Source organism: Thermobacillus xylanilyticus, assembly GCF_907165215.1.
Lineage (GTDB): Bacteria > Bacillota > Bacilli > Paenibacillales > Paenibacillaceae > Thermobacillus > Thermobacillus xylanilyticus.
Window position 1 is genome coordinate 24,911 of sequence record NZ_CAJRAY010000016.1, and the last position, 20,354, is coordinate 45,264.

The window sequence follows — 20,354 nt, forward strand, 5'->3', positions numbered from 1 at the left end:
AAAGCCTTGGTGAGCATAAAAGACATAGCCAAAAAAGCGGGAGTCTCCATCTCCACCGTATCCTACGCGCTCAACGGCAGCCCGAAGGTGACGGAGGAGACCCGGCAGAAAATTCTGGCGGTCGCCGAAGAGCTGAAATATGTGCCCAATGCGGCCGCCAGGACGCTCAAAACGCGGGAGACGAAGGTGATCGGGCTCTATCTGACCGATTTCGGCGGCGCCTTCTACGGCGATTTGCTGCAAGGCGTGAAAGAGGTTCTCAACCAGAAGGGGTACGACCTGATCGTCTGCAGCGGCAAGCGGTCCCACCGGTTTCTGCCGGAGCGGACAATCGACGGCGCAATCGTGCTCGACGCGACGTTCTCGGACAAAGAGCTGCTGAAATATGCGGAAATGGGAAAAAAGATCGTCGTACTGGACCGGGAACTCGATCACCCGAACATCAATCACGTCTTTCTGGACAACAAGGCGGGGGCGACGCTGGCGATGGAGTATCTGTGGGAGAACGGCCATCGCCGGATCTATGTCGTCACCGGACCGAAGGCGTCTTACGACTCGAATCAGCGGCTGAAGGCCGTCCGGCAGTTCGCCGAGCGGCATGAGCTGGACGTGAAGGAAGTCGAAGGGCGGTTCACGAAGGAGTCCGGCGAGCTGGCGGCGGAACGGATTTTTCAAGAGTATGAGGAACCGACGGCGGTGTTTTGCCTCAATGACGAGATGGCCGTAGGGTTGTATATGTATTTTCGCAAAACGGATCTGGTGATCGGCCGCCACATCCACATCATCGGATTTGACAACATCGAGCTGGCGGAATACATCAGCCCGCGGCTTGCGACCATCGATTATTCGAAGCGGAAATGGGGCGCCCTGGCGTCCGAACAGCTGCTGAAAATGCTGAGCGGCAAAAGCGTGGAGCATGAAAGGATATACGTCAAACTGATTCCGGGAGAATCCGTGGGCAGTCTTTCGAATCGATGAAGATTCGGAGGCTGCCATTTTTTGCGTGAAGAGAGGGCGTGCCCGGCATCACATTAACGCAAACAACATAACGTTATCATAACAAAATTTTGAATGATATTGATTTTCGATTTGCTTAAGACAAGCAATTTGTTATGATAATGATGTAAGCGCATGCATGGAGGAAACGGCTGACGACGGGAGAGGCGGTTTTCACGAAACGGAGACCGCGGCGTCGCGCGGGTGTCCGGCAAGGGCTAACCGGGTGCGGGCGCTGCGCGGATGCGGGATATAGGGAACATTGAGACGAAAATTGGTATAATGATAGGAGCAATCCAGATTTTCGACACGAAAACTCGGGGAATGGATGAGGGAAGATGAAACGGAGAGTGACGATCCAGGAGATTGCCGATCTCGCCGGTGTTTCGAAATTTGCGGTATCACGGGCGCTTACGGGCAAAAGCGGCGTCAGTGCGGCGACCCGGGAGATGATTTTGAAGGCGGCGGGAGAGCTCGGTTACTTCAAGCACAATGAACCCAAGCGCTTCTCCGGGGAATTGCACGATGAAGTCGACCGCAAATGGACGGGGACGATTGTCATTCTGTTTCCGAACATCCGGTACCAGAACAAGGAGTCGGTCTACTGGGGGCCGGTGTTCGAAGGCATTTCGTCCCGGCTCAACCAGAAGGGCATCGACATCCTGACGCTTACCGAACCGTCGCGGGACAACATTTTCTCGCTGGTCAAGCCGGAAGCGATCCGGGGCATCATTACGATCGGCACGATCTCGACGCCGATTCTGCTGGAAATCAGCCGTCTGAATATTCCGGTCGTCATGGTCGATCACGCCGATCCGGCGTTCCACTGCGACACCGTTTTCACGGACAACTACAACAGCATGAAGGATCTGACGACCAAGCTGATCGGCAAAGGGTACCGGCGCTTCCAGTTCGTCGGCACGATCAACGATGCGCAGAGCTACTTCGAGCGCTGGCTGGCGTTCCGGGCGACGCTGGAAAGCTACGGCATCGAACACAAGCAGGATCCCGCGCTGATCGGTCCCGATGCAAGCGAGAGGCTGTACAAGCTGATTCCCGAGCTGCCGCTTGACGAACTGCCGGAAGTATTCGTCTGCATCAACGACACGATCGCCGAGTTCATGATCGATGAACTGCGCAAGCGCGGCTTCGACGTGCCGCGCGACTGCGCGGTAACGGGCTTCGACAACACGAACACGACCCATCCGATTTACGCAACGGTGAACGTCAACAAGGAACTGCTCGGCATGCGCGCCGTCGACCAGATGCTGTGGCGCATTCTGAACCGGGATTCGGCCGTCGAGCGGAAGCTGCTGTACGGCGATGTCATCATCCGCGAATCCCATGCCTATACCGGAAGCCAATCGTCGGATTCTTGACGGGGCGGAAGGCCGTTCCGGCGGGACGGCATGAGGTGTTCATATTGTTTTGACAGTTGCAATCAGGCGGTTTTTCCGAAACGGCCATGCGGCAGCGTGGCATCGGAGAGACCGCCTGAAGTTGTTTGAATAACAAACAAGCATACAGAACATAACAAAACATAACAAAAACATAAAAATAGTAGCGCAACAAACCAAATAAATGTTGACTGAATATACCTGAAATGGTATGATTGTTTTGCAATCGATTTGGATGCGGGTTGCGGTGGTGATGTGCAACCGTATTTTAAATGTTTTGTTGCAAACGTTTCCCAGGGGGGTTGGACGGTGACGGTCGGAGGCTCAAGTTCCGTAAAATCGGCACTTGCAGAGCAACACGATCTTGAATTGGGAGGTTTGGCGATGAAGAAAATGAAAGTGCTTTCGTTGTTGCTTGTTGCGGTTATGCTGGTTTTGGCAGCGTGCGGCGGCGGGGGCAACAAAAGCAGCAACGAAAGCGGCGGCAGCGCAAACAGCGGCACGGAGGCCGAAAACAGCGGCTCCAACAACGGCGGCAGCGCAAACAACGGCAGCTCGGAGCAGCCGGCGGATGAACCGGAGCCGATCGACCTCGGCGGCCGCACGATCCGCGTAGCCGCATGGTGGGACCCGAAACCGGCGGGCAACACGGTCGACGAGCAGGCACGTCTCGACAAGATCGCCGAATTGGAACAGAAATTCAACTTCACGTTCGAATGGATCAACATCCCGTTTGAAGAATACATGGACAAATTGACGACGTCCACGCTCGCGGGCGAGCCGTTCGCCGACATCGCGATCATGGAAGTCAAGCGGGCCATCCCGGTCGTCAAGCAAGGCCTGGTGCTCCCGCTCAGCGAATTCACCGCCGCAACGGATGACATCAACAACGAGCAGCGTCTGATGAGGAAACTGACGCCGATCGGCGGCGTTGAGTACGCGTTCGGCGAACCGGGCGTTTCGATTGTCGGCATGTACTACAACCGCGACCTCGTGAAGCGGCTCGGCGTGAAAGACCCGCAAGAACTTTACAATGCCGGTGAGTGGAACTGGGAAGCGTTCCTGCAGCTCGCGAAGGACGCAACGCGCGACACGGATAACGACGGCACGCTCGACACGTTCGGCTATGCCGGCTGGGCCGCTGACGCAGCCCGCCACTTCGGCGCGGCGAACGGCGCGCTGTTCGTCAATGAAGACCTGACGCTCGGCATGACGGATCCGAAGATGATCGAAGCGCTGGAATTCGTCAATCGCCTGTACAACGTCGAGAACGTCGTCAAGGTCAAGACGGGCAACAAGATGGACTGGAATGAAACGAACACATTCAAAGACGGAGACGTCCTCATGTCCATCAACTATGACTGGAACATGGGCGACCTGACCTTTGAAGTCGGCGTCGTGCCGAATCCGGCCGGCCCGCAATCCGACGGCAAGACCACGTATGCGAATACGGCCCAGAACGCCTGGTTCATTCTCAAGGGCGTCAAGGATCCGCAAATCGTCTACTCGATCTTCGAGAAAAGCTTCGACTTCGAGTCGACGGCCGAATATCTCGGTCAAGACTGGCTGGAGTCCCGCTTCAAGACGCAGGAGGATATCGACATGGCGCTGCAACACATCAACGGCACGGGTCGTCTTTCGCTCGAAGAAGGCATCCCGGACTTCCCGTTCTACGCCATCATGGATGAAATCATCATGCAGAACCAATCGGTATCCGCCACCATCGAGAAGTACAGACCGGACGCGGAAGCTGCGCTTGAGAAGGTAAGATGACGGCCGGCGTTTGCCGGTAAACGACGGGGGAAGGGGTGTACCGCGCAACATGGTGCACCTCTTCTTGTTATTGAATGGCGTCTCGCGGAAGGGATGGCAAGGATGCGGCCGTCTGAGCGGCGCGCCGGCCGTTTGACTGAATTGGGAGGGCTGACCTTGAAGGGGATACCACGGCTGAGAAACATCGCTATATCCGCCTTGTGCGCCGTGACGGCGTTCGGACTGCTGCCGCCCGGTCCGCGCATTCTGGCCGGGAACGCCTCAGACGGCGCCTTATCGACCGTCGCGACATCCGATGTCAACGATCTGTACGATCTCGTCGACGGTCGAATCGAATACAAAGATTATTTGGCCCGGCATGAAAGCGCTGCACTTCCGGAACGGGAGATCGTGATTGAAGCCGCGCAATATCAGGCGGTACACGGCGACGGCTTCGAAGTGCTTGACCGGTTCGAAGGCCAGGACGGCGCTTCGCTGCTGACCGGCGAGCAGGGACAGGTGGACTGGACCGTCGACATTCCGGAGAGCGGACTTTATCATATTTCGATTTTGTATTACCCGATCGAGGGGAAAAGTTCCAGCATCGAGCGGATGCTGCTGATTGACGGCGAAGTGCCGTTCCAGGAAGCCGCGTATTTGCAATTCGACCGGATCTGGGACAATCAGCACGACGAAGTGAAGCGCGACAACCGCGGCAACGATCTGCGTCCGCAGCAGGTCGAGAAGCCCGAATGGCGCGAAATGCTGTTCAAGGATTATGAAGGCTACCACGAGCAGCCGTTCCAGTTCTATTTTCCGGCCGGCCGCCATACGATCTCGCTTGTCTCGTCGCGCGAGCCGATGGTGATCCGCCGTCTGATACTGTTCCAGTACAAGCCGCCGGCTCCCTATGCCGAGGTCGTCGAACAGTATCGCGCGGAAGGACTCGAGGAAACGTCGGGCATCCTGCTCACCGTCCAGGGTGAGGATGCAACCGCCAAATCCTCGCCGACGCTCTACCCGCAGACCGAGCGTTCGACCTCCGCGGTCACGCCGTACAGCCCGTCGAAGGTGCGCATCAACACGATCGGCGGCTACAACTGGCGCGTGCCCGGACAATGGATCGAATGGGAAGTCGAAGTGCCCGAGACCGGCCTGTATAAACTTGCGTTCAAGTCGCAGCAAAATTTCGTCCGCGGCATCTATTCGACGCGCCGGCTGTATGTGAACGGCGAGATCCCGTTCCGGGAAGCCGACCGCATCGCGTTCAAATATAAGAGCGGTTACAGGGTCGACGTCGTCGGCGACGGGAAAGAACCGTATCTTGTCAGGCTGAACAAGGGAAAGAACACGATCCGCCTTGAAATTACGCTCGGCGAGTTCGCTTCGCTCATCCGCGAAGTCGAAGAAAGTCTGTTCAATCTGAACAGCATGTATCGGAAAATCCTGATGATTACCGGTTCGTCGCCGGACCAATTCCGCGACTACCGGGTCCACATCCAGATTCCGAACCTGCTGGAGACATTCCAATTCGAGCATGACCGGCTGAAGCGGATCAGCGACGAGCTGCGCCGGCTGTCCGGCGGCAGCGGCAACTCCGAGGCGATGCTGAAGACGATGTACCACCAGCTCGAAGAAATGATCGACGACCCGGACACGATCCCGCGGCGCCTGGTCGCGTTCAAGCAGAACACCGGCGGTCTCGGCACCTGGCTGCTGACAGCGCGGGAGATGCCGCTCGAAATCGACGAGCTTTATGTCGCTTCGCCCGATGTCAAGTTTCCGAAAGCGGGAAGCGGATGGTTCAGCGAAGTCAAGCACGAAATTTTGACATTCGCGTACTCTTTCGTCATCGATTACAACACGATCGGCAATGTCGTCGACGAAAACGCCCAGCGCAAGATTACGGTCTGGATCGGCAGCGGCCGCGACCAGGCGAACACGCTGAAGCAGATGATTGACGAAACGTTCACGCCGCAGACGGGCATCAACGTCAACCTGCAGCTCGTGCAGATGCAGAACCTGCTGCCGGCTACATTGGCGGGTCAGGGGCCGGATGTCGCCATGCAGATCAGCAATGACATTCCGGTCAACTACGCGATGCGCAATGCAACGGTCGACCTGACCCGGTTCCCGGACTTCGGGGAAGTGGCGCAGCGATTCCGGCCAAGCGCGCTCGTGCCGTACACCTATGAAGGCGGCGTGTATGCGCTTCCGGAGACGCAGACGTTCCCGATGCTGTTCTACCGGAAAGACATCCTGAAGGAACTCGGTCTGAAAGTGCCCGAGACCTGGGAAGACGTTGCCGCCCTGCTGGCCGTCCTGAACAAGAACAACATGCAGTTCGGGCTGCCGCTCGTCATCACGCCGTCCTATCCCGGCGAGAACCTGCCGCCGAACCCGCTGTTCGCGGCGCTGCTCATGCAGAACGGCGGAGCATTCTACCGCGACGGCGGGCGGGCGTCGGGGCTCGATTCGCCGGTCGCCGTCGAGACGTTCAAGATGTGGACCGAGTTCTACACCGACTACAAGCTGGAGCGCGAATTCGATTTCGCGAACCGGTTCCGGACCGGCGAGATGCCGATCGGCATATGGGATTATACGATCTACAACCAGCTCACCGTCTTTGCGCCGGAGATCCGCGGCATGTGGGGTTTCGCGCCGGTTCCGGGCACGGTGCGGGAGGACGGAACGGTCCGCCATGACGTGACGAGCACGGGCGTCGGCACGATCATGCTGAAGAACGCGCAGGACAAGGAAGCGGCCTGGGAGTTCATGAAATGGTGGACGTCCGCCGAGACGCAGACGAAGTTCGGCCGCGAAATGGAAGGCCTGATGGGCGCTGCGGCGCGTTATCCGACGGCCAACATCGAGGCGCTCGACAGCCTGCCCTGGCCGGTGCAGGATTACGCCAACCTGAAGGAGCAGTTCCAGTGGGTGCAAGGCATCCCGGAAGTGCCCGGCGGATATTTCACCGGACGCCATCTGATCAACGCGTTCTACCGGGTCGTCGTCAACGGCAACAACGAGCCGCGGGAGACGATCATCGAATATGTGGAGTACATCCATGACGAGATCCGCGCGAAGCGCAAGGAATTCGGCCTGCCGGAATAAGAGGAGGGACTGACCGTGTCGAATATTACCGTCGAGCAGACCGCGCCGGCAGGCACCGGCAGGCAGCCGCGCCTGCGCACGTGGTGGGCTGTTCGGAAGCGGGAAATGAAGCTGCACAAGCACTCGTACCTCCTGATGGCGCCCTACATGCTGCTGTTCTTTACGTTCACCGTGCTGCCGGTCTTGATGTCGCTGCTCATCAGCTTCACGTATTTCAACATGCTGGAATTTCCGCGGTTCATCGGCTGGCAGAACTACGCGCGGCTGTTCCTCGAGGACGAAGTGTTTCTGATCGCGGTCAAAAATACATTGCTGTTCGCCGCCATCACCGGTCCGGTCAGCTATATGGCCTGCTTCATCTTCGCCTGGATCATCAACGAGCTCGGACCGAAGCTCAGGGCGTTCATGACGCTCGTCTTCTACGCCCCGTCGATCTCCGGGAACGTCTATTTCATCTGGCAGATGATCTTCTCCGGCGACCGGTACGGCATCGCGAACGGGTTTCTGATCAAGATGGGGATCATTCTGGAGCCGATTCTGTGGCTCAAAACCGAGAAATATATTCTGGCCATCATCATTCTCGTCCAGCTGTGGCTCAGTCTCGGCACCGGCTTCCTGGCGTTCATCGCCGGCCTGCAGACGGTCGACAAGACGCTGTACGAGGCGGGAGCCGTCGACGGCGTCAAGAACCGCTGGCAGGAGCTGTGGTACATCACGCTGCCGTCCATGCGCCCGCAGCTCATGTTCGGCGCCGTCATCCAGCTCACGACGTCGCTGGCCGTCGCCGACGTGTCGATCAATCTGGCCGGCTTTCCGAGCGTCAACTACGCGGCCGAGACGATCGTCACGCACCTCATCGACTTCGGCACGATCCGGTTCGAGATGGGCTTCGCCTCCGCGATTGCAACCGTCCTGTTCATCCTGATGGTCGGCACCAACCTGATCGTCCAACGACTCCTCAGGAAGGTGGGACAATAAACGCATGAACATGATTCTGACTTTGCGGCGCAGAAGACGCGTCAACCGGTCCTTCCTGGGAAGCTTCGCGCTGTTCCTGTTTCTGGCGGTGTTCGGCGCGTTCATGGTGCTGCCGCTGATCTATGCGATCAACGCGGCGTTCAAGCCGCTGGACGAAATTTTCCTGTTCCCGCCGCGGCTGTTCGTGCGCAACCCCACGCTGGACAATTTCATCGACCTGGTCGAACTGCTCGGCAACTCGTGGGTGCCGTTCACGCGCTACATTTTCAACACCGTGTTCATCACGGGCATGGGCGTGCTCGGGCATGTGCTCTTCGCGTCCGCGGCCGCCTATCCGCTGGCCAAGCACAAATTCCCGGGACGGAACGTGCTGTTCCAGATCGTCGTGCTGTCGCTCATGTTCTCGCCGGCGGTCACGTCGATTCCGAACTACATGATCATGTCGTGGCTCGGCTTCGTCGACACGTACTGGGCGGTCATCCTGCCCGCGTTCGCTTACTCGCTCGGGCTCTATCTGATGAAGCAGTTCATGGAGCAGATTCCGGACGCGCTGCTGGAGGCGGCCAAAATTGACGGCGCCAGCGAATACCGCATCTTCTGGTCGATCGTCATGCCGAACGTCAAGCCGGCGTGGCTCACGCTCATCATCCTCGTCTTCCAGATTCTGTGGGGGACGGACGGCAACGGCTTCATCTACAGCGAACAGCTCAAAACGCTTCACTTCGCGTCGAACCAGATCATTCAGGGCGGCATCGCGCGTGCGGGCGTGGGGGCCGCGGTCGCGCTCATTCTGATGAGTGTGCCGATCACGATTTTCATTTTCTCGCAGAGCCGCATCATCGAGACGATGGCGACGTCCGGCATGAAGGACTGAAGGGGGGATCGACGCGTGAAAAGGAAGAAAGCGCTTTTGCTTGCGGCGATCATTTCCCTGTGTGTCTTGACCGCCGCGCCCGCCGCCCAGGCGGCGGCGCCGTACGAGGCGTACACCTACAACTATTACAGCGATGCCGTGGCGCTGCCCGCGCCGTTCCTGCCGGAGCGGACCGTGGACGGCCCGGGGCTGGGCGTCGGCGATTTCAAGCAGCCGAACGACATCTATGTGACCCGGGACGGCATCGTCTATATTCTGGACAGCGGCAACAACCGCATCATCGTGCTGGATGACAACTGGAACGTCATCCGCATCATCGACGGATTCGACAACAACGGAACGCCGGACACCTTCGGCAATCCGAACGGCATCTTCGTCGCGGAAGACGGCGAGATCTACGTCGCGGACACGGACAAACGGCGCGTCGTCGTGCTGACGGAAGGCGGCAAGCTTGTCAAGATCGTCGAGAATCCCGAGTCCGAAGTGCTGGCGGAAAATTTCGAGTTCGCGCCGCTCAAGGTGACGGCCGACCGGGCGGACCGGATTTTCGTCATCGCGCGCGGCGTGTACGAAGGCATCATGCAGTTCGATGAGAAAGGCGAATTTCTCGGCTACGTCGGCACGATCAAGGTGCAGCCCAGCGCGGCCGACCGGCTGTGGCGCTGGCTGGCGACGGATGCCCAGAAAGCGCAGATGGTGCTGTTCATCCCGACGGAGTTTTCCAGCCTGGATATCGACCGCAAGGGATTCGTCTATGCGACGAACATCGACGTCGGCTCGACGGAGACGATCAAGCGTCTCAACCCGCTCGGGCAGGACGTCATCAAGCGGTTCGGCCATTACCCGAACGTCGGCGATATCCGCTATCGGACCTACGGCCGGGAATCGGGGCCGTCCAAACTGACCGACATCAAGGTGATCGGCGACGGCATGTATGTCGTGCTGGACTCGAACCGGGCGCGGGTGTTCACCTACAACGACGAGGGCGAGCTGCTCTACGCGTTCGGCGGCAGGGGCACCCAGCTCGGCGTGTTCAACACGCCGGTCGCGGTGGAATGGCAGAAGGACAAATTGCTCGTGCTCGACCGGGGCAAGAACAACATCGTCATTTTCAAGCCGACCCGGTTCGGCAAGCTGGTGCATGAAGCAACCGCGCTCCACTACAGCGGCAACACGGCGGCCGCGGTCGAACGGTGGGAAGAAGTGCTGCGCCTCAACTCGAACTACGACATCGCTTATCTCGGCATCGGCAAGTCGCTGCTGATGGCCAAGAAGAACAAGGAAGCGATGGAATATTTCAAGCTGGGCATGTCGCGCAAATATTACTCCATCGCCTTCAAGCGGTATCGCAGGGAAGTGATGCAGGAGCATTTCGGCACGTTCATGACGACGGCCGTCATCCTGATCGCCGCGTTCGCCGCCTTCCGCATCATCAGGAGAGTCCGGCCTGGAAGGAGTGCGGGCCATGAAGCATGACTGGATCAAGTTTCCGCTTCATCTCATCGTGCACCCGTATGACGGGTTCTGGGATCTGAAATTCGAGAACAAGGGCAAGCTTCGCGTTGCGATGACGATCCTGCTGCTGATGGTCGTGTCCACGTCGCTCATGAATCAGTTCGCCGGTTTTCTCGTCAATTTCAACGATCCCCGGTATCTGAACACGCTGGACGATCTGATGTTCACCGTGCTGCCGTTCTTCCTGTTCTGCGTCGCCAACTGGTCGGTGACGACGCTCATGGAAGGCGAAGGGAAGTTCAGGGAGATCGTCGTCGCCACGGGGTATGCGCTGCTGCCGATGATTCTCGTCAATCTGCCGCTGACGTTCATCAGCCGGTTCATGACCAGCGAGGAGACGGCATTTTACTGGATGCTGAACAGCTTCGCCGCCCTCTGGTTCCTCTATCTGCTGTTCGTCGGCAACATGACGATTCACCAGTACACGGCGGCCAAGGCGGTCTTCACGCTCTTCCTGACCGTCATCGCGATGGGGATCATCGTCTTCCTCGGCGCGCTGGCGCTGACCATCAGCATGGATATGTATTGGTTCGTCTATGACGTCTATCGCGAACTCATATTCCGCTAGAAGGGGGCCGCACCAGTGAACAGACGCAAGAAGTGGTACGCGGTGCCGGCCTTCGTCCTGGCCGCCGGCATCGCAGCCGCGACGTATTGCCTTGCAACGAAAGGCGCTCCGGCGGTTGACGTCGCCCGTTACACGGAGGCCTCCGCGGAGTGGCTGCAGGCATCCGAATTAAGCTTCCTGCCGGACAGCCGGAATGCCGTTCCCGGCATGAAGCCGGTCGCGGAGACGGATGCCCTGGCGCTCTATTACGATGAAGAGACGACCGCGATCGCCGTGCTGGACAAACGAAGCGGCAAAGTGTGGCGGAGCAGCCCGGAGGACCTGGACAGCGATCCGATCGCTTCGCCCTATGAGAAAGAAGCGCTCGCCTCGCAGGTGACGGTGAACTACCGGGATGACATCGGGACGCTCGGCACGTTCACGAGCTACGCGATGAGCGTCGCGAACGGGCAGTTCAAGACGGAGAGCATCGAGAACGGGATCCGAATCACCTACGTCCTCGGCAACGCCGAAGCCGGCATTGATGCGCTGCCGAAGAAAATCAGCAAGGCCCGGTTCGAAGAGAAGATCTTGAGCAAAGTGGACGATCAGGCGAAGGCGGCGCTCCGACGGGCGTACGCCCCGACGAAGTCCGACCCCGAAGTGCTGGAGCGGCTCGACACATACGTCGAGCGTCCGCTCGTCCTCGCCCGCGTGCTGGCCGCGTTCGAGCAGGCGGGATATACCGGGGAAGATCTCGCGTTCGACAATGAGGAGAACGGCATCGGTGGCGGCTTGGCCGAGAAGCCGAGCTTCACGGTCGTCATCGAATACCGGCTCGAGGGCGACTCGCTGGTCGTCTGTGTGCCGGCCGGCCGGATCGAAGAAGCGGAAGGCTACAAGATCCGAAACATCGAGCTGCTCGAATTTTTCGGCGCGGCCGGCCCGGAAGCGCAGGGTTACATGTTCGTGCCGGACGGATCGGGCGGCCTGATCTATCTGAACAACGGCAAGAAGAACGCCGAGGTGTACAGCCAGCGCGTGTACGGCGACGATCTGAACGACAACACCGGCAGACGAAAGCAGATCGCGGAATCCGTGCGGCTGCCGGTGTTCGGCCTCAAATCCGGGGACCACGCGTGGCTTGCGGAGATCGAGCTCGGCGAAGCGAACGCGAGCATCACGGCGGATATCGGCGGCCGGCAGAACAGCTACAACAACATCTACGCGAGTTTCATGCTCCGCGGCGAAGACGAGCTCGAGCTGTACAAAGGATCGCGGGGCGTGGAGGAGATCCAGCTTCTGACGGACGACCGCTATACCGGGGATCTGCAGATCCGGTTCAGCTTCCTGTCCGGCAATGATGCCACCTACTCCGGCATGGCGAAGCTGTACCGCGAGCGCCTACGGGCGGCCGGCAAGCTGAAGCCGCTGGAAGCGGAAGGCGATCTGCCGTTCTACGTCGACGTGCTCGGCGCCGTCGACAAGCGGAAATCGTTCCTCGGCGTGCCGTACAAAGGGATCGTGGCGATGACGACGGTCGAGGAAGCCGGCGAGATTGCGGACGCGCTGGAAGCCCGCGGCATCCGCAACGTGCGGATGCGGTATCTCGGCTGGTTCAACGGGGGGTTAAGCCATACGCTGCCGTCCAAGGTGAACATGGTGGGCAAGCTCGGCAGCAAGAAGAGCCTGCGGCAGCTCGCGGAGCGCCTTGAATCGATGGGCGGCGGGCTCTATCCGGACGCTGCCCTGCAGCATGTGCTGCGCGACAACTTCACGTTCAAGCCTGCGTCGGACGCGGCGCGCTTCGTGACACGGGAACAGGCGTGGCGCTATCCTTACGACCGCGCCCTGAACAGGATGAACGCCAATCTCGGTACCTACTGGCTGCTGTCGCCGGCCAAGCTGCCGCACTTCGTCGACAAGTTTATGAAAGGATACGACAAGTACGGCATCGACGCGGTATCGCTGCGGGATCTCGGCGATCTCGTTCACGCGGACTATCGGGTAAGACGGGTCGTCTTCCGCGAGAACGCCAAGAACATCGCCGCCGAGCAGCTCGCGAAGCTGAGCGGGCGATACGGTGACGTGCTGATCACCGGCGGCAACGCGTACGCGCTGCCCTATGCGGATCAGATCGTGAACGTGCCGATGGAGACGAGCCATTTCAACATCGTGGACGAAACGGTGCCGTTCTATCAGATGGTCCTGCACGGCTCCATCGAGTACGGCGGCTCGCCGATCAACCTGCACGATGAGCAGGATACGCGGCAACACCTGCTCCGTCTGGCCGAGTACGGCGCCGCGCCGCATTTCCTGTGGTCGCATGAATCGTCATCGGAACTGAAATTCACGCGTTACGACTACATGTTCTCGACGCAATACACCGATTGGATCGACGAGGCGGCCGATCTGTATGCCAGGCTGAATGACGCGCTGGCGGGCCTCCGGACGGAAACGATCGAGGAGCATATCCGCCACCGGGACGGCGTCGTCGAAGTCCGCTACTCGGACGGCACGTCCATCTTCGTCAACTATACCGACAAACCGGTGACGGTGAACGGCGTCAGGATCGAGGCGCAAAATTTCACGGTGGGCGGTGATTCCAGGTGATCAAGAGAAGACTGACACTCACGCAGAAGCGATCGCTCCTCGGGATCTTCTTCATCCTGCCGTGGCTGATCGGATTCGTATTCCTGTTCCTGACGCCGCTTCTCGAGTCGATCCGCTTCAGCTTCAGCGAGCTGAAAGTGGCGCCGAACGGGTTCACGCTCGAATTCATCGGCATCGAGAACTTCAGGGCGGCGCTCGCGGTCGACCCCGACTTCAACCGGGTGCTGACGCAGTCCGTGCTGGAGATGGTGTATGACGTGCCGATGATCCTCTTCTTCAGCCTGTTCACGGCGGCGCTGCTCAATCAGAAGTTTCGGGGCCGGTCGGTTGCCAGGGCTGTCTTCTTCCTGCCGGTCATTCTGGCGTCCGGTGCCGTCGAAGCGGCGCAGCAATCCGGCCTGATCCAGCTGACCGGCAGCTCCGAGGCGGCGCAGGAGCTGGCCCAGCAGCAGATGGGATTCGATCCGATGATCGTCATCCGGATGCTGGGCAACGCCGGCATTCCGCTCTGGTTCGTCGAGTATATCGCGGAAGCGATCACCCGGATTTATGAGATCATCAGCAGCTCCGGCGTGCAGATCCTGATCTTCCTTGCCGCATTGCAATCGGTGCCGGCTTCGATGTACGAAGTGGCGAAGATTGACGGCGCGACGGCCTATGAATCGTTCTGGAAGATCACGTTTCCGATGGTCAGCCCGCTTGTTCTGACGAACGTCATCTATACGATCATCGACTCGTTCGGCGACAGTCCGGTGACGGAGCGGATCTATCAGACGGCGTTCCAGGCGCAGAATTTCGGGCTAAGCGCGGCCATGGCATGGCTCTATACGATCGCCGTCAGCCTGCTGCTCATCATCATCGGCTACCTGATCTCGCGAAGAGTGTTCTACCACAACTGACGGACGAAAGGGGGCAAGCGCACATGGCTGCGAAACTGCTGGAGAACGAGGCGATCGTGCTCAGGTACCAGCGGGCCAGGAACAGGTCGATGTCGTGGCTCTGGTCGATTTTCCGGCTCGTCCTCATCATCGGCATCGGCTTCATCATCGTGCGGCCGATCCTGCACCAGATCTCGGTGGCGTTCAAAAGCCCGGAAGACATCTACAATCCGACGATCTACCTGGTCCCCGTCCATTTCACGCTGGAGAACGTGAAATATGCGATGGACATTCTCGATTACTGGCCGCTTCTCCGGAATACGCTGCTGTTCGTCATCTCGACGACGCTGATGTCGACGGCTTCCTGCGCGCTGGCCGGCTACGGGTTCGCGCGGTTCAAATTTCCGGGAAGCCATCTGCTGTTCATGCTCGTCGTGCTGACGATCCTGATCCCGTCGAGCACGCTCATGGTGCCGATGTATCTGCATTTCCGGAATTTCGACGTGCTGAATCTCGTCACGCTGTTCACCGGCAAGGAAGGCGTCAATCTGCTGAACACCTATTGGCCTTCCCTCATCACATCGGCCCTGGGCGTCGGCCTGAAATCGGGTCTCTACATTTATATATTCCGGCAGTTTTTCCGCGGGCTGCCGAAGGAGATCGAGGAAGCGGCGCTGATCGACGGAGCGGGCGGCATCCGCACGTTTCTGACGATCATGCTTCCGAACGCGATTCCGCCGATCATCACCGTGCTGCTGTTCGCTTTCGTCTGGCAGTACAACGATACGTTCTACGCTTCGTTGTTCATGTCCAACAGCGATCTGATGGCGAACGCGGTCGCGGCCCTGCCGGCAAACGTGGGCAAGTTCCTGCCGGAGCTGCTCGGTCTGGTCGGAACGGAGGCGAGGGCGGATCCGAACCATGTGGCGATGATCGTGGATACCGGCATCCTGATGGCGATCGCGCCGCTCATCATCATGTATTTGTTCGTGCAGCGCTACTTCGTGGAGAGCGTCGAGCGCACCGGCGTCGTCGGCTGACCGGCCGGAGGACGCCGCTGCGGACTGTCGGTTCCGGGCGCGGATGAAGCCGCGCCCGGAGCGCTTTTTTTGAGAATGTCAAGGAGGAACCGCAGGATGAATATGCATCTGCAAGGCCGGCTGAACGTCGAACCGAAGCTGGTCAGTCCCCGTGCGTCGGAGAACGCCAGACGCCTGATGGCGTATCTGTGCGATCTGTACGGCCGGCGGATGCTGACGGGACAGCAATACGGCATTGACGAGACGCCGGAGGTGGACGTCATTTTCCGCGCGACGGGCAAATATCCGGCCGTGGGCGGGTTCGATTTCATGAACGATTCGCCGTCCCGCGTGGAGCGCGGAACGGTCGGCATGGATACCGAACGCGCGATCGACTGGTGGAGGCAGGGCGGCATCGTGACGTTCTGCTGGCATTGGAACGCACCGGCCGGTCTGATCGACGAGCCGCCGGACCGGGGCTGGCACCGCGGGTTCTATACGGAAGCGACGACCTTCGACATCGAGGCGGCGCTGCGCGACGACACGTGCGAGGCCTTCGGCCTCCTCATGCGCGACATCGATGCGATCGCCGTCCGGCTCAAGCAATTGCGGGACGAGGGCATCCCCGTCCTTTGGCGGCCGCTTCACGAGGCTTCCGGCGGCTGGTTCTGGTGGGGAGCGAAGGGGCCGGAACCGTACATCAAGCTGTGGCGCATCCTGTTCGATCGGCTGACGCGGAAGCATGTGCTTGACAATCTGATCTGGGTATGGAACGGCCAGCACAGGGACTGGTATCCGGGCGACGCCTTCGTGGACATCATCGGCGAAGATATTTATCCGCCGGAACGGACGTACGTCTCGCACATCGACCGCTTCAGGCAGGTGCTGGGCTATACGTCGAAGAATAAAATCATTGCGCTGACGGAGAACGGACCGCTGCCCGATCCGGACCGGATGATCGCCGACGGCGCGCCGTGGGCGTGGAACTGCACCTGGTACGGTTCGTTCGTCTGCGAGAAGCGGGAAGACGGGACGTGGGATGTCGGCGAACAGTACACCGAACGATGGATGTTGAACAAATTTTACGATCACCCGTTCACGGTGACGCGGGACGAGCTGCCGGATCTGACGCGCTACCCGCTGCCGGAGGAACGGGAGATCGGGAAAAAAGCGTAAGCCAACGGCTGAAGGAGGACAGCGCATGACACTCGAAGTGATCAAGCATCGCGCCGGGTTGAAGCGGCTGAAAGCGGCGATCGAAGGCGGACGGGCCGTGATCGGATTTGTCGGCGGCTCCATCACCGACGGCCGGCCGCGGCACAATTGGCCCGAACCGGTCGCCGCCTGGCTCGTCGACCGCTATCCGTTCGCGCGGTTCGTCATCGAGAATGCGGCCATCGGCGCGACGGGAAGCGATCTTGCGGTGCTCAGGGCGCAACGCGATCTGATCGACCGCGGCTGCGACATCGTATTCATCGAATTTGCCGTCAACGACAACGACACGCCGACCGACCGGCGGATGCGGACGCGGGAAGGGCTCATCCGCAAGCTGCTGGAAGGCGGCGGCCGGGATCTCGTCTTCGTCTATACGTTCTGCCACGACATGTACGAGGCGATGATGGACGGCCGGATGCCGGCGTCGATCGCGGAGTTCGAGCAGCTTGCGGATTACTACGGCGCCGGATCGGTCTGGGTCGGGCTGCACGCGCTTCGTCAGGTGCGCCGCGGCTTGATGCGCTGGGAGGAATGGCTGCCGGACGGCCTCCATCCGACAAGCCGCGGCAGCTACGCTTACGCGGAAGCGGTCATCCGCTATCTCGAGGATGAGCTGGAGCGGCAGCCCGGCGACGCGGCGTGGGATGCGGCGCGGGCGAAGGCGCTGGCGCAGCCGCTGCACCCGGACCACTGGGGGAACGCCGAGCTGCTGCCGCTTGAAGCGATCCGGACCCGCGGGCCGTGGACGATCCGGCGCTGGCTGTATCACGCATGGATCGATCAGGTGCTGGAGACGGCCGCCGTCGGCGCCGGGTTCGAGCTCGATTTCGAAGGGCGCGGCGTTGCGCTCGCCTTCGATTTCGGCAAGACGTCCGCCGAGTTCCGATGGCGGATCGACGGCGGCGAATGGCGGGCGGAAACGCGCGAACGGCCGGACTGGGTCGGGCCGGACGGCTGGTTCAGGCTCTCCGTGCTGACGGAGTCGCTCCCGCCCGGTCCGCACCGTCTTGAATTGGAAGTGATTCACGGCAGCCGCCCGGATTGCACGGGGACGAATTTCCGGCTGGCGCTCGCCGCCGCGATCCGATAATTGCAGCGGTTCACCGGCTCGGTCTTCAGACCGAGCCGGTTTTCCGTTTCCGGACCGTGGCGGAAGCTGCCGGGGCGGAGGTATAGTGGGGTCGTGCAGCGGCAGACGAACGCGGCTGTGAATTGCGCGTCAGGAGGGGACGCTCTATGCATGTGTTGGAGGTATCGCGGGTGTCGAAGTCTTTCGGCAGCGTGCGAGCGGTTCAGGAAGTCAGTTTCGCCGCGAACAGAGGCGAAGTGTTCACGATCATCGGCCCGAACGGCGCCGGCAAGACGACGACGCTCGAGATGATCGAAGGGCTGCAGCGTCCCGACAGCGGCGCGATCTCGGTGCTCGGCATGACGTGGGACAAGGATGCGGAGAACATCAAAATGCGGATCGGCGTTCAGCCGCAATCCAGCGCGCTGTTCGATCTGCTGACCGTCGAAGAGAATCTGGCGCTGTTCGCTTCGTTCTACGACCGGCACCGGCCGGTGCCGGAGATCATGGAGCTGATCAATCTGACGGATCATCGGCGGAAAATGGTCAAGACGCTGTCGGGCGGCCAGAAGCAGCGCCTTGCGATCGGAATCGGTCTGATCAACGATCCGGAAATCATTTTTCTCGATGAGCCGACCACGGGCCTTGATCCGCAGGCGCGCCGCAACATCTGGGACATCGTGCTCAAGCTGCGGGCGATCGGCAAGACGACGGTGCTCACGACCCATTATATGGAGGAAGCCGAGCAGCTCAGCGACCGGGTGTGCATCATCGACCAGGGCCGTATCATCGCGATGGATACGCCCAAGGCACTCATCGGCAGGCTGACGCAGGAACGCGAAATCCATTTGAAGCTTGCGGACGAAGCCGCGGCCGCCGCTGCGGAAGGCGCCGCCCGGACGGAGCCGAACGTGACGCGGGTCGAGCGCAAGGGCGCGCAACTCCGGATCCGGTCCGGGAAGCCGGAAGCGACGCTGTACCATCTGCTCGGCTTCGCGTCGGAGAGCGGGCAGACCGTCGAGCAGATTTCGATTCGCGAGATGAGCCTCGAGGACGTATTCATCGCCTTCACCGGCAAGGAGTGGAGAGACTGATGGCGAAGAACATGAAGCAGCTTCGCATGTTGTTCGACGCGCAGATCAAAGAGACGTTTCGTGAGCGGCAAGTCTGGTTCTGGTCGATCATGTTTCCCGTCCTGCTGCTTGTCATCTTCATGATCATATTCGGCGGCAACAGCGACTTCTCTGCCAAAGTTGCAATCGTCGGAGACAAATCCGGCGCGGCGGCGGAAGCGTTCGTTCAATCGGCGGAAGCGACCGGCGTGCTGAAGATCGAGCAGGACCTCGATCTTCAGGAAGCGGAGAAGCGGCTGAAAGACAAGCGCCTCGACGCCGTCTTCGTCCTGCCTGACAGCAGCGAAACCGGTGATTTCGGGCTGCTGCTCAACGCCGAAGGGCAAACCAGCTCGACGTCCCAGGCGCTGGGCAGCATTGCGGGGCAGCTCACGGCAGCAGCCAATCAGGCCGCAACCGGCACTGCTCCCGCGTTCGATCTGAAGACGGAATATGTATCGGCAAGCAACAACCGCCTGAAAGTTTCGGATTTTCTGCTCTCAGGCGTGATCGCGCTGTCCATTGCGCAATCGGGACTGTTCGGCATGGTGGGGCTCGTCGAAATCCGCCGCAAAGGATTGCTGAAACGGCTCAAGATGACGCCCGTGAACATGCGTCTGTTCGGGGTTGCCAATGTGGGCGCCAGATTCGCGCTCAGCATCGTGCAGGTTATCCTGCTGACGCTCATCGGCGTAGTGGCTTTCCGGGCAAACGTTGACTTCTCGCCGCTGACGTTCCTGCTCATTTTCATCGTCGGGACGCTCGCTTTCTCCGGGCTCGGCTACCTGATTTCTGCCGCCAGCAAGACGCTTGAAAGTTACATGGGCATCTCGAATCTCGTCAGCTTCATCATGATGTTCCTGAGCGGCATCTTCATTGATGTCAATGTGCTGCCGGGCTATCTCAAGCCGGTGTCGCATGTGATGCCGCTGACGTACTTCGTGGACGGCATCCGCGGCGGCATGATCTACGGCAGCGGGATGAACGCGGACATGTGGCTGAATCTTGCCGTACTTGCCGCGTGGGGGGGTGTGTCGTTCATCCTGGCCACCCTGCTGTTCCGCCGCCGATCGGCTTCTTTGTAAAAAGAAAGAGATACGCCGACTCGTGTCGTAAAACACAACCAGCCGTCTCCTGGTGCGTATAAACAGGAGACGGTTTTTTTTGTCACAAAACGGAAAAGGTGAAACGGAAAATGACGCGAACAATTCTTTTGATTAACTCAACTTTCGCACCTAGAAAATCAATGTAAAACCAATTGTGGAGCGGGCTTAG

15 protein-coding genes are annotated in these 20,354 nt (G+C 59.8%); all 15 read left to right on the forward strand.

What is annotated here, in order from left to right; all coding sequences use genetic code 11:
* Nucleotides 1-6: 6 nt before the first annotated feature.
* Nucleotides 7-978 (forward strand): LacI family DNA-binding transcriptional regulator, encoded by a 972-nt coding sequence (locus KJQ12_RS02670; RefSeq protein WP_213483369.1) that lies wholly within the window; start codon nt 7-9, stop codon nt 976-978.
* Nucleotides 979-1,334: 356 nt separating this feature from the next.
* Nucleotides 1,335-2,375 (forward strand): LacI family DNA-binding transcriptional regulator, encoded by a 1,041-nt coding sequence (locus KJQ12_RS02675; RefSeq protein ID WP_213483370.1) that lies wholly within the window; start codon nt 1,335-1,337, stop codon nt 2,373-2,375.
* Between the two features lie 402 nt (nt 2,376-2,777).
* A complete protein-coding gene (locus tag KJQ12_RS02680; protein ID WP_213483371.1) occupies nt 2,778-4,166 on the forward strand; it encodes an ABC transporter substrate-binding protein in 1,389 nt (462 codons plus the stop codon).
* Nucleotides 4,167-4,322: 156 nt separating this feature from the next.
* Nucleotides 4,323-7,259 carry an extracellular solute-binding protein gene (locus KJQ12_RS02685; RefSeq protein WP_213483372.1) on the forward strand — a complete coding sequence of 979 codons (2,937 nt, stop codon included), beginning with the start codon at nt 4,323-4,325 and terminating at the stop codon, nt 7,257-7,259.
* Between the two features lie 105 nt (nt 7,260-7,364).
* Nucleotides 7,365-8,237 (forward strand): carbohydrate ABC transporter permease, encoded by an 873-nt coding sequence (locus KJQ12_RS02690; protein WP_244860384.1) that lies wholly within the window; start codon nt 7,365-7,367, stop codon nt 8,235-8,237.
* A gap of 4 nt (nt 8,238-8,241) precedes the next feature.
* Nucleotides 8,242-9,111: a carbohydrate ABC transporter permease gene (locus tag KJQ12_RS02695; RefSeq protein WP_213483374.1), complete on the forward strand. Its 870-nt coding sequence runs from the start codon at nt 8,242-8,244 to the stop codon at nt 9,109-9,111.
* Between the two features lie 15 nt (nt 9,112-9,126).
* Entirely contained in the window at nt 9,127-10,587 is a 1,461-nt protein-coding gene (locus KJQ12_RS02700) for an NHL repeat-containing protein (RefSeq protein WP_213483375.1), read from the forward strand.
* Nucleotides 10,577-11,194, forward strand: a complete 618-nt coding sequence (locus tag KJQ12_RS02705) for a Yip1 family protein (RefSeq protein WP_213483376.1) — start codon at nt 10,577-10,579, stop codon at nt 11,192-11,194. Before KJQ12_RS02700 ends, KJQ12_RS02705 begins: the two co-directional genes overlap by 11 nt.
* A 15-nt stretch (nt 11,195-11,209) precedes the next feature.
* A complete protein-coding gene (locus KJQ12_RS02710) occupies nt 11,210-13,786 on the forward strand; it encodes a DUF5696 domain-containing protein (protein WP_213483377.1) in 2,577 nt (858 codons plus the stop codon).
* The gene (locus KJQ12_RS02715) at nt 13,786-14,685 is read left to right on the forward strand and encodes a carbohydrate ABC transporter permease (protein WP_425315952.1); all 900 of its coding nucleotides are present in this window, start codon (nt 13,786-13,788) and stop codon (nt 14,683-14,685) included. Before KJQ12_RS02710 ends, KJQ12_RS02715 begins: the two co-directional genes overlap by 1 nt.
* Nucleotides 14,686-14,708: 23 nt before the next feature.
* Nucleotides 14,709-15,704: a carbohydrate ABC transporter permease gene (locus KJQ12_RS02720; RefSeq protein WP_213483379.1), complete on the forward strand. Its 996-nt coding sequence runs from the start codon at nt 14,709-14,711 to the stop codon at nt 15,702-15,704.
* Nucleotides 15,705-15,800: 96 nt separating this feature from the next.
* Nucleotides 15,801-16,859 (forward strand): glycosyl hydrolase, encoded by a 1,059-nt coding sequence (locus KJQ12_RS02725; protein WP_213483380.1) that lies wholly within the window; start codon nt 15,801-15,803, stop codon nt 16,857-16,859.
* A gap of 25 nt (nt 16,860-16,884) precedes the next feature.
* Nucleotides 16,885-17,988 (forward strand): SGNH/GDSL hydrolase family protein, encoded by a 1,104-nt coding sequence (locus tag KJQ12_RS02730; RefSeq protein ID WP_213483381.1) that lies wholly within the window; start codon nt 16,885-16,887, stop codon nt 17,986-17,988.
* A gap of 146 nt (nt 17,989-18,134) precedes the next feature.
* Nucleotides 18,135-19,061: an ABC transporter ATP-binding protein gene (locus tag KJQ12_RS02735; RefSeq protein WP_213483382.1), complete on the forward strand. Its 927-nt coding sequence runs from the start codon at nt 18,135-18,137 to the stop codon at nt 19,059-19,061.
* Nucleotides 19,061-20,164, forward strand: a complete 1,104-nt coding sequence (locus KJQ12_RS02740) for an ABC transporter permease (RefSeq protein ID WP_213483383.1) — start codon at nt 19,061-19,063, stop codon at nt 20,162-20,164. Before KJQ12_RS02735 ends, KJQ12_RS02740 begins: the two co-directional genes overlap by 1 nt.
* Nucleotides 20,165-20,354 lie beyond the last annotated feature (190 nt).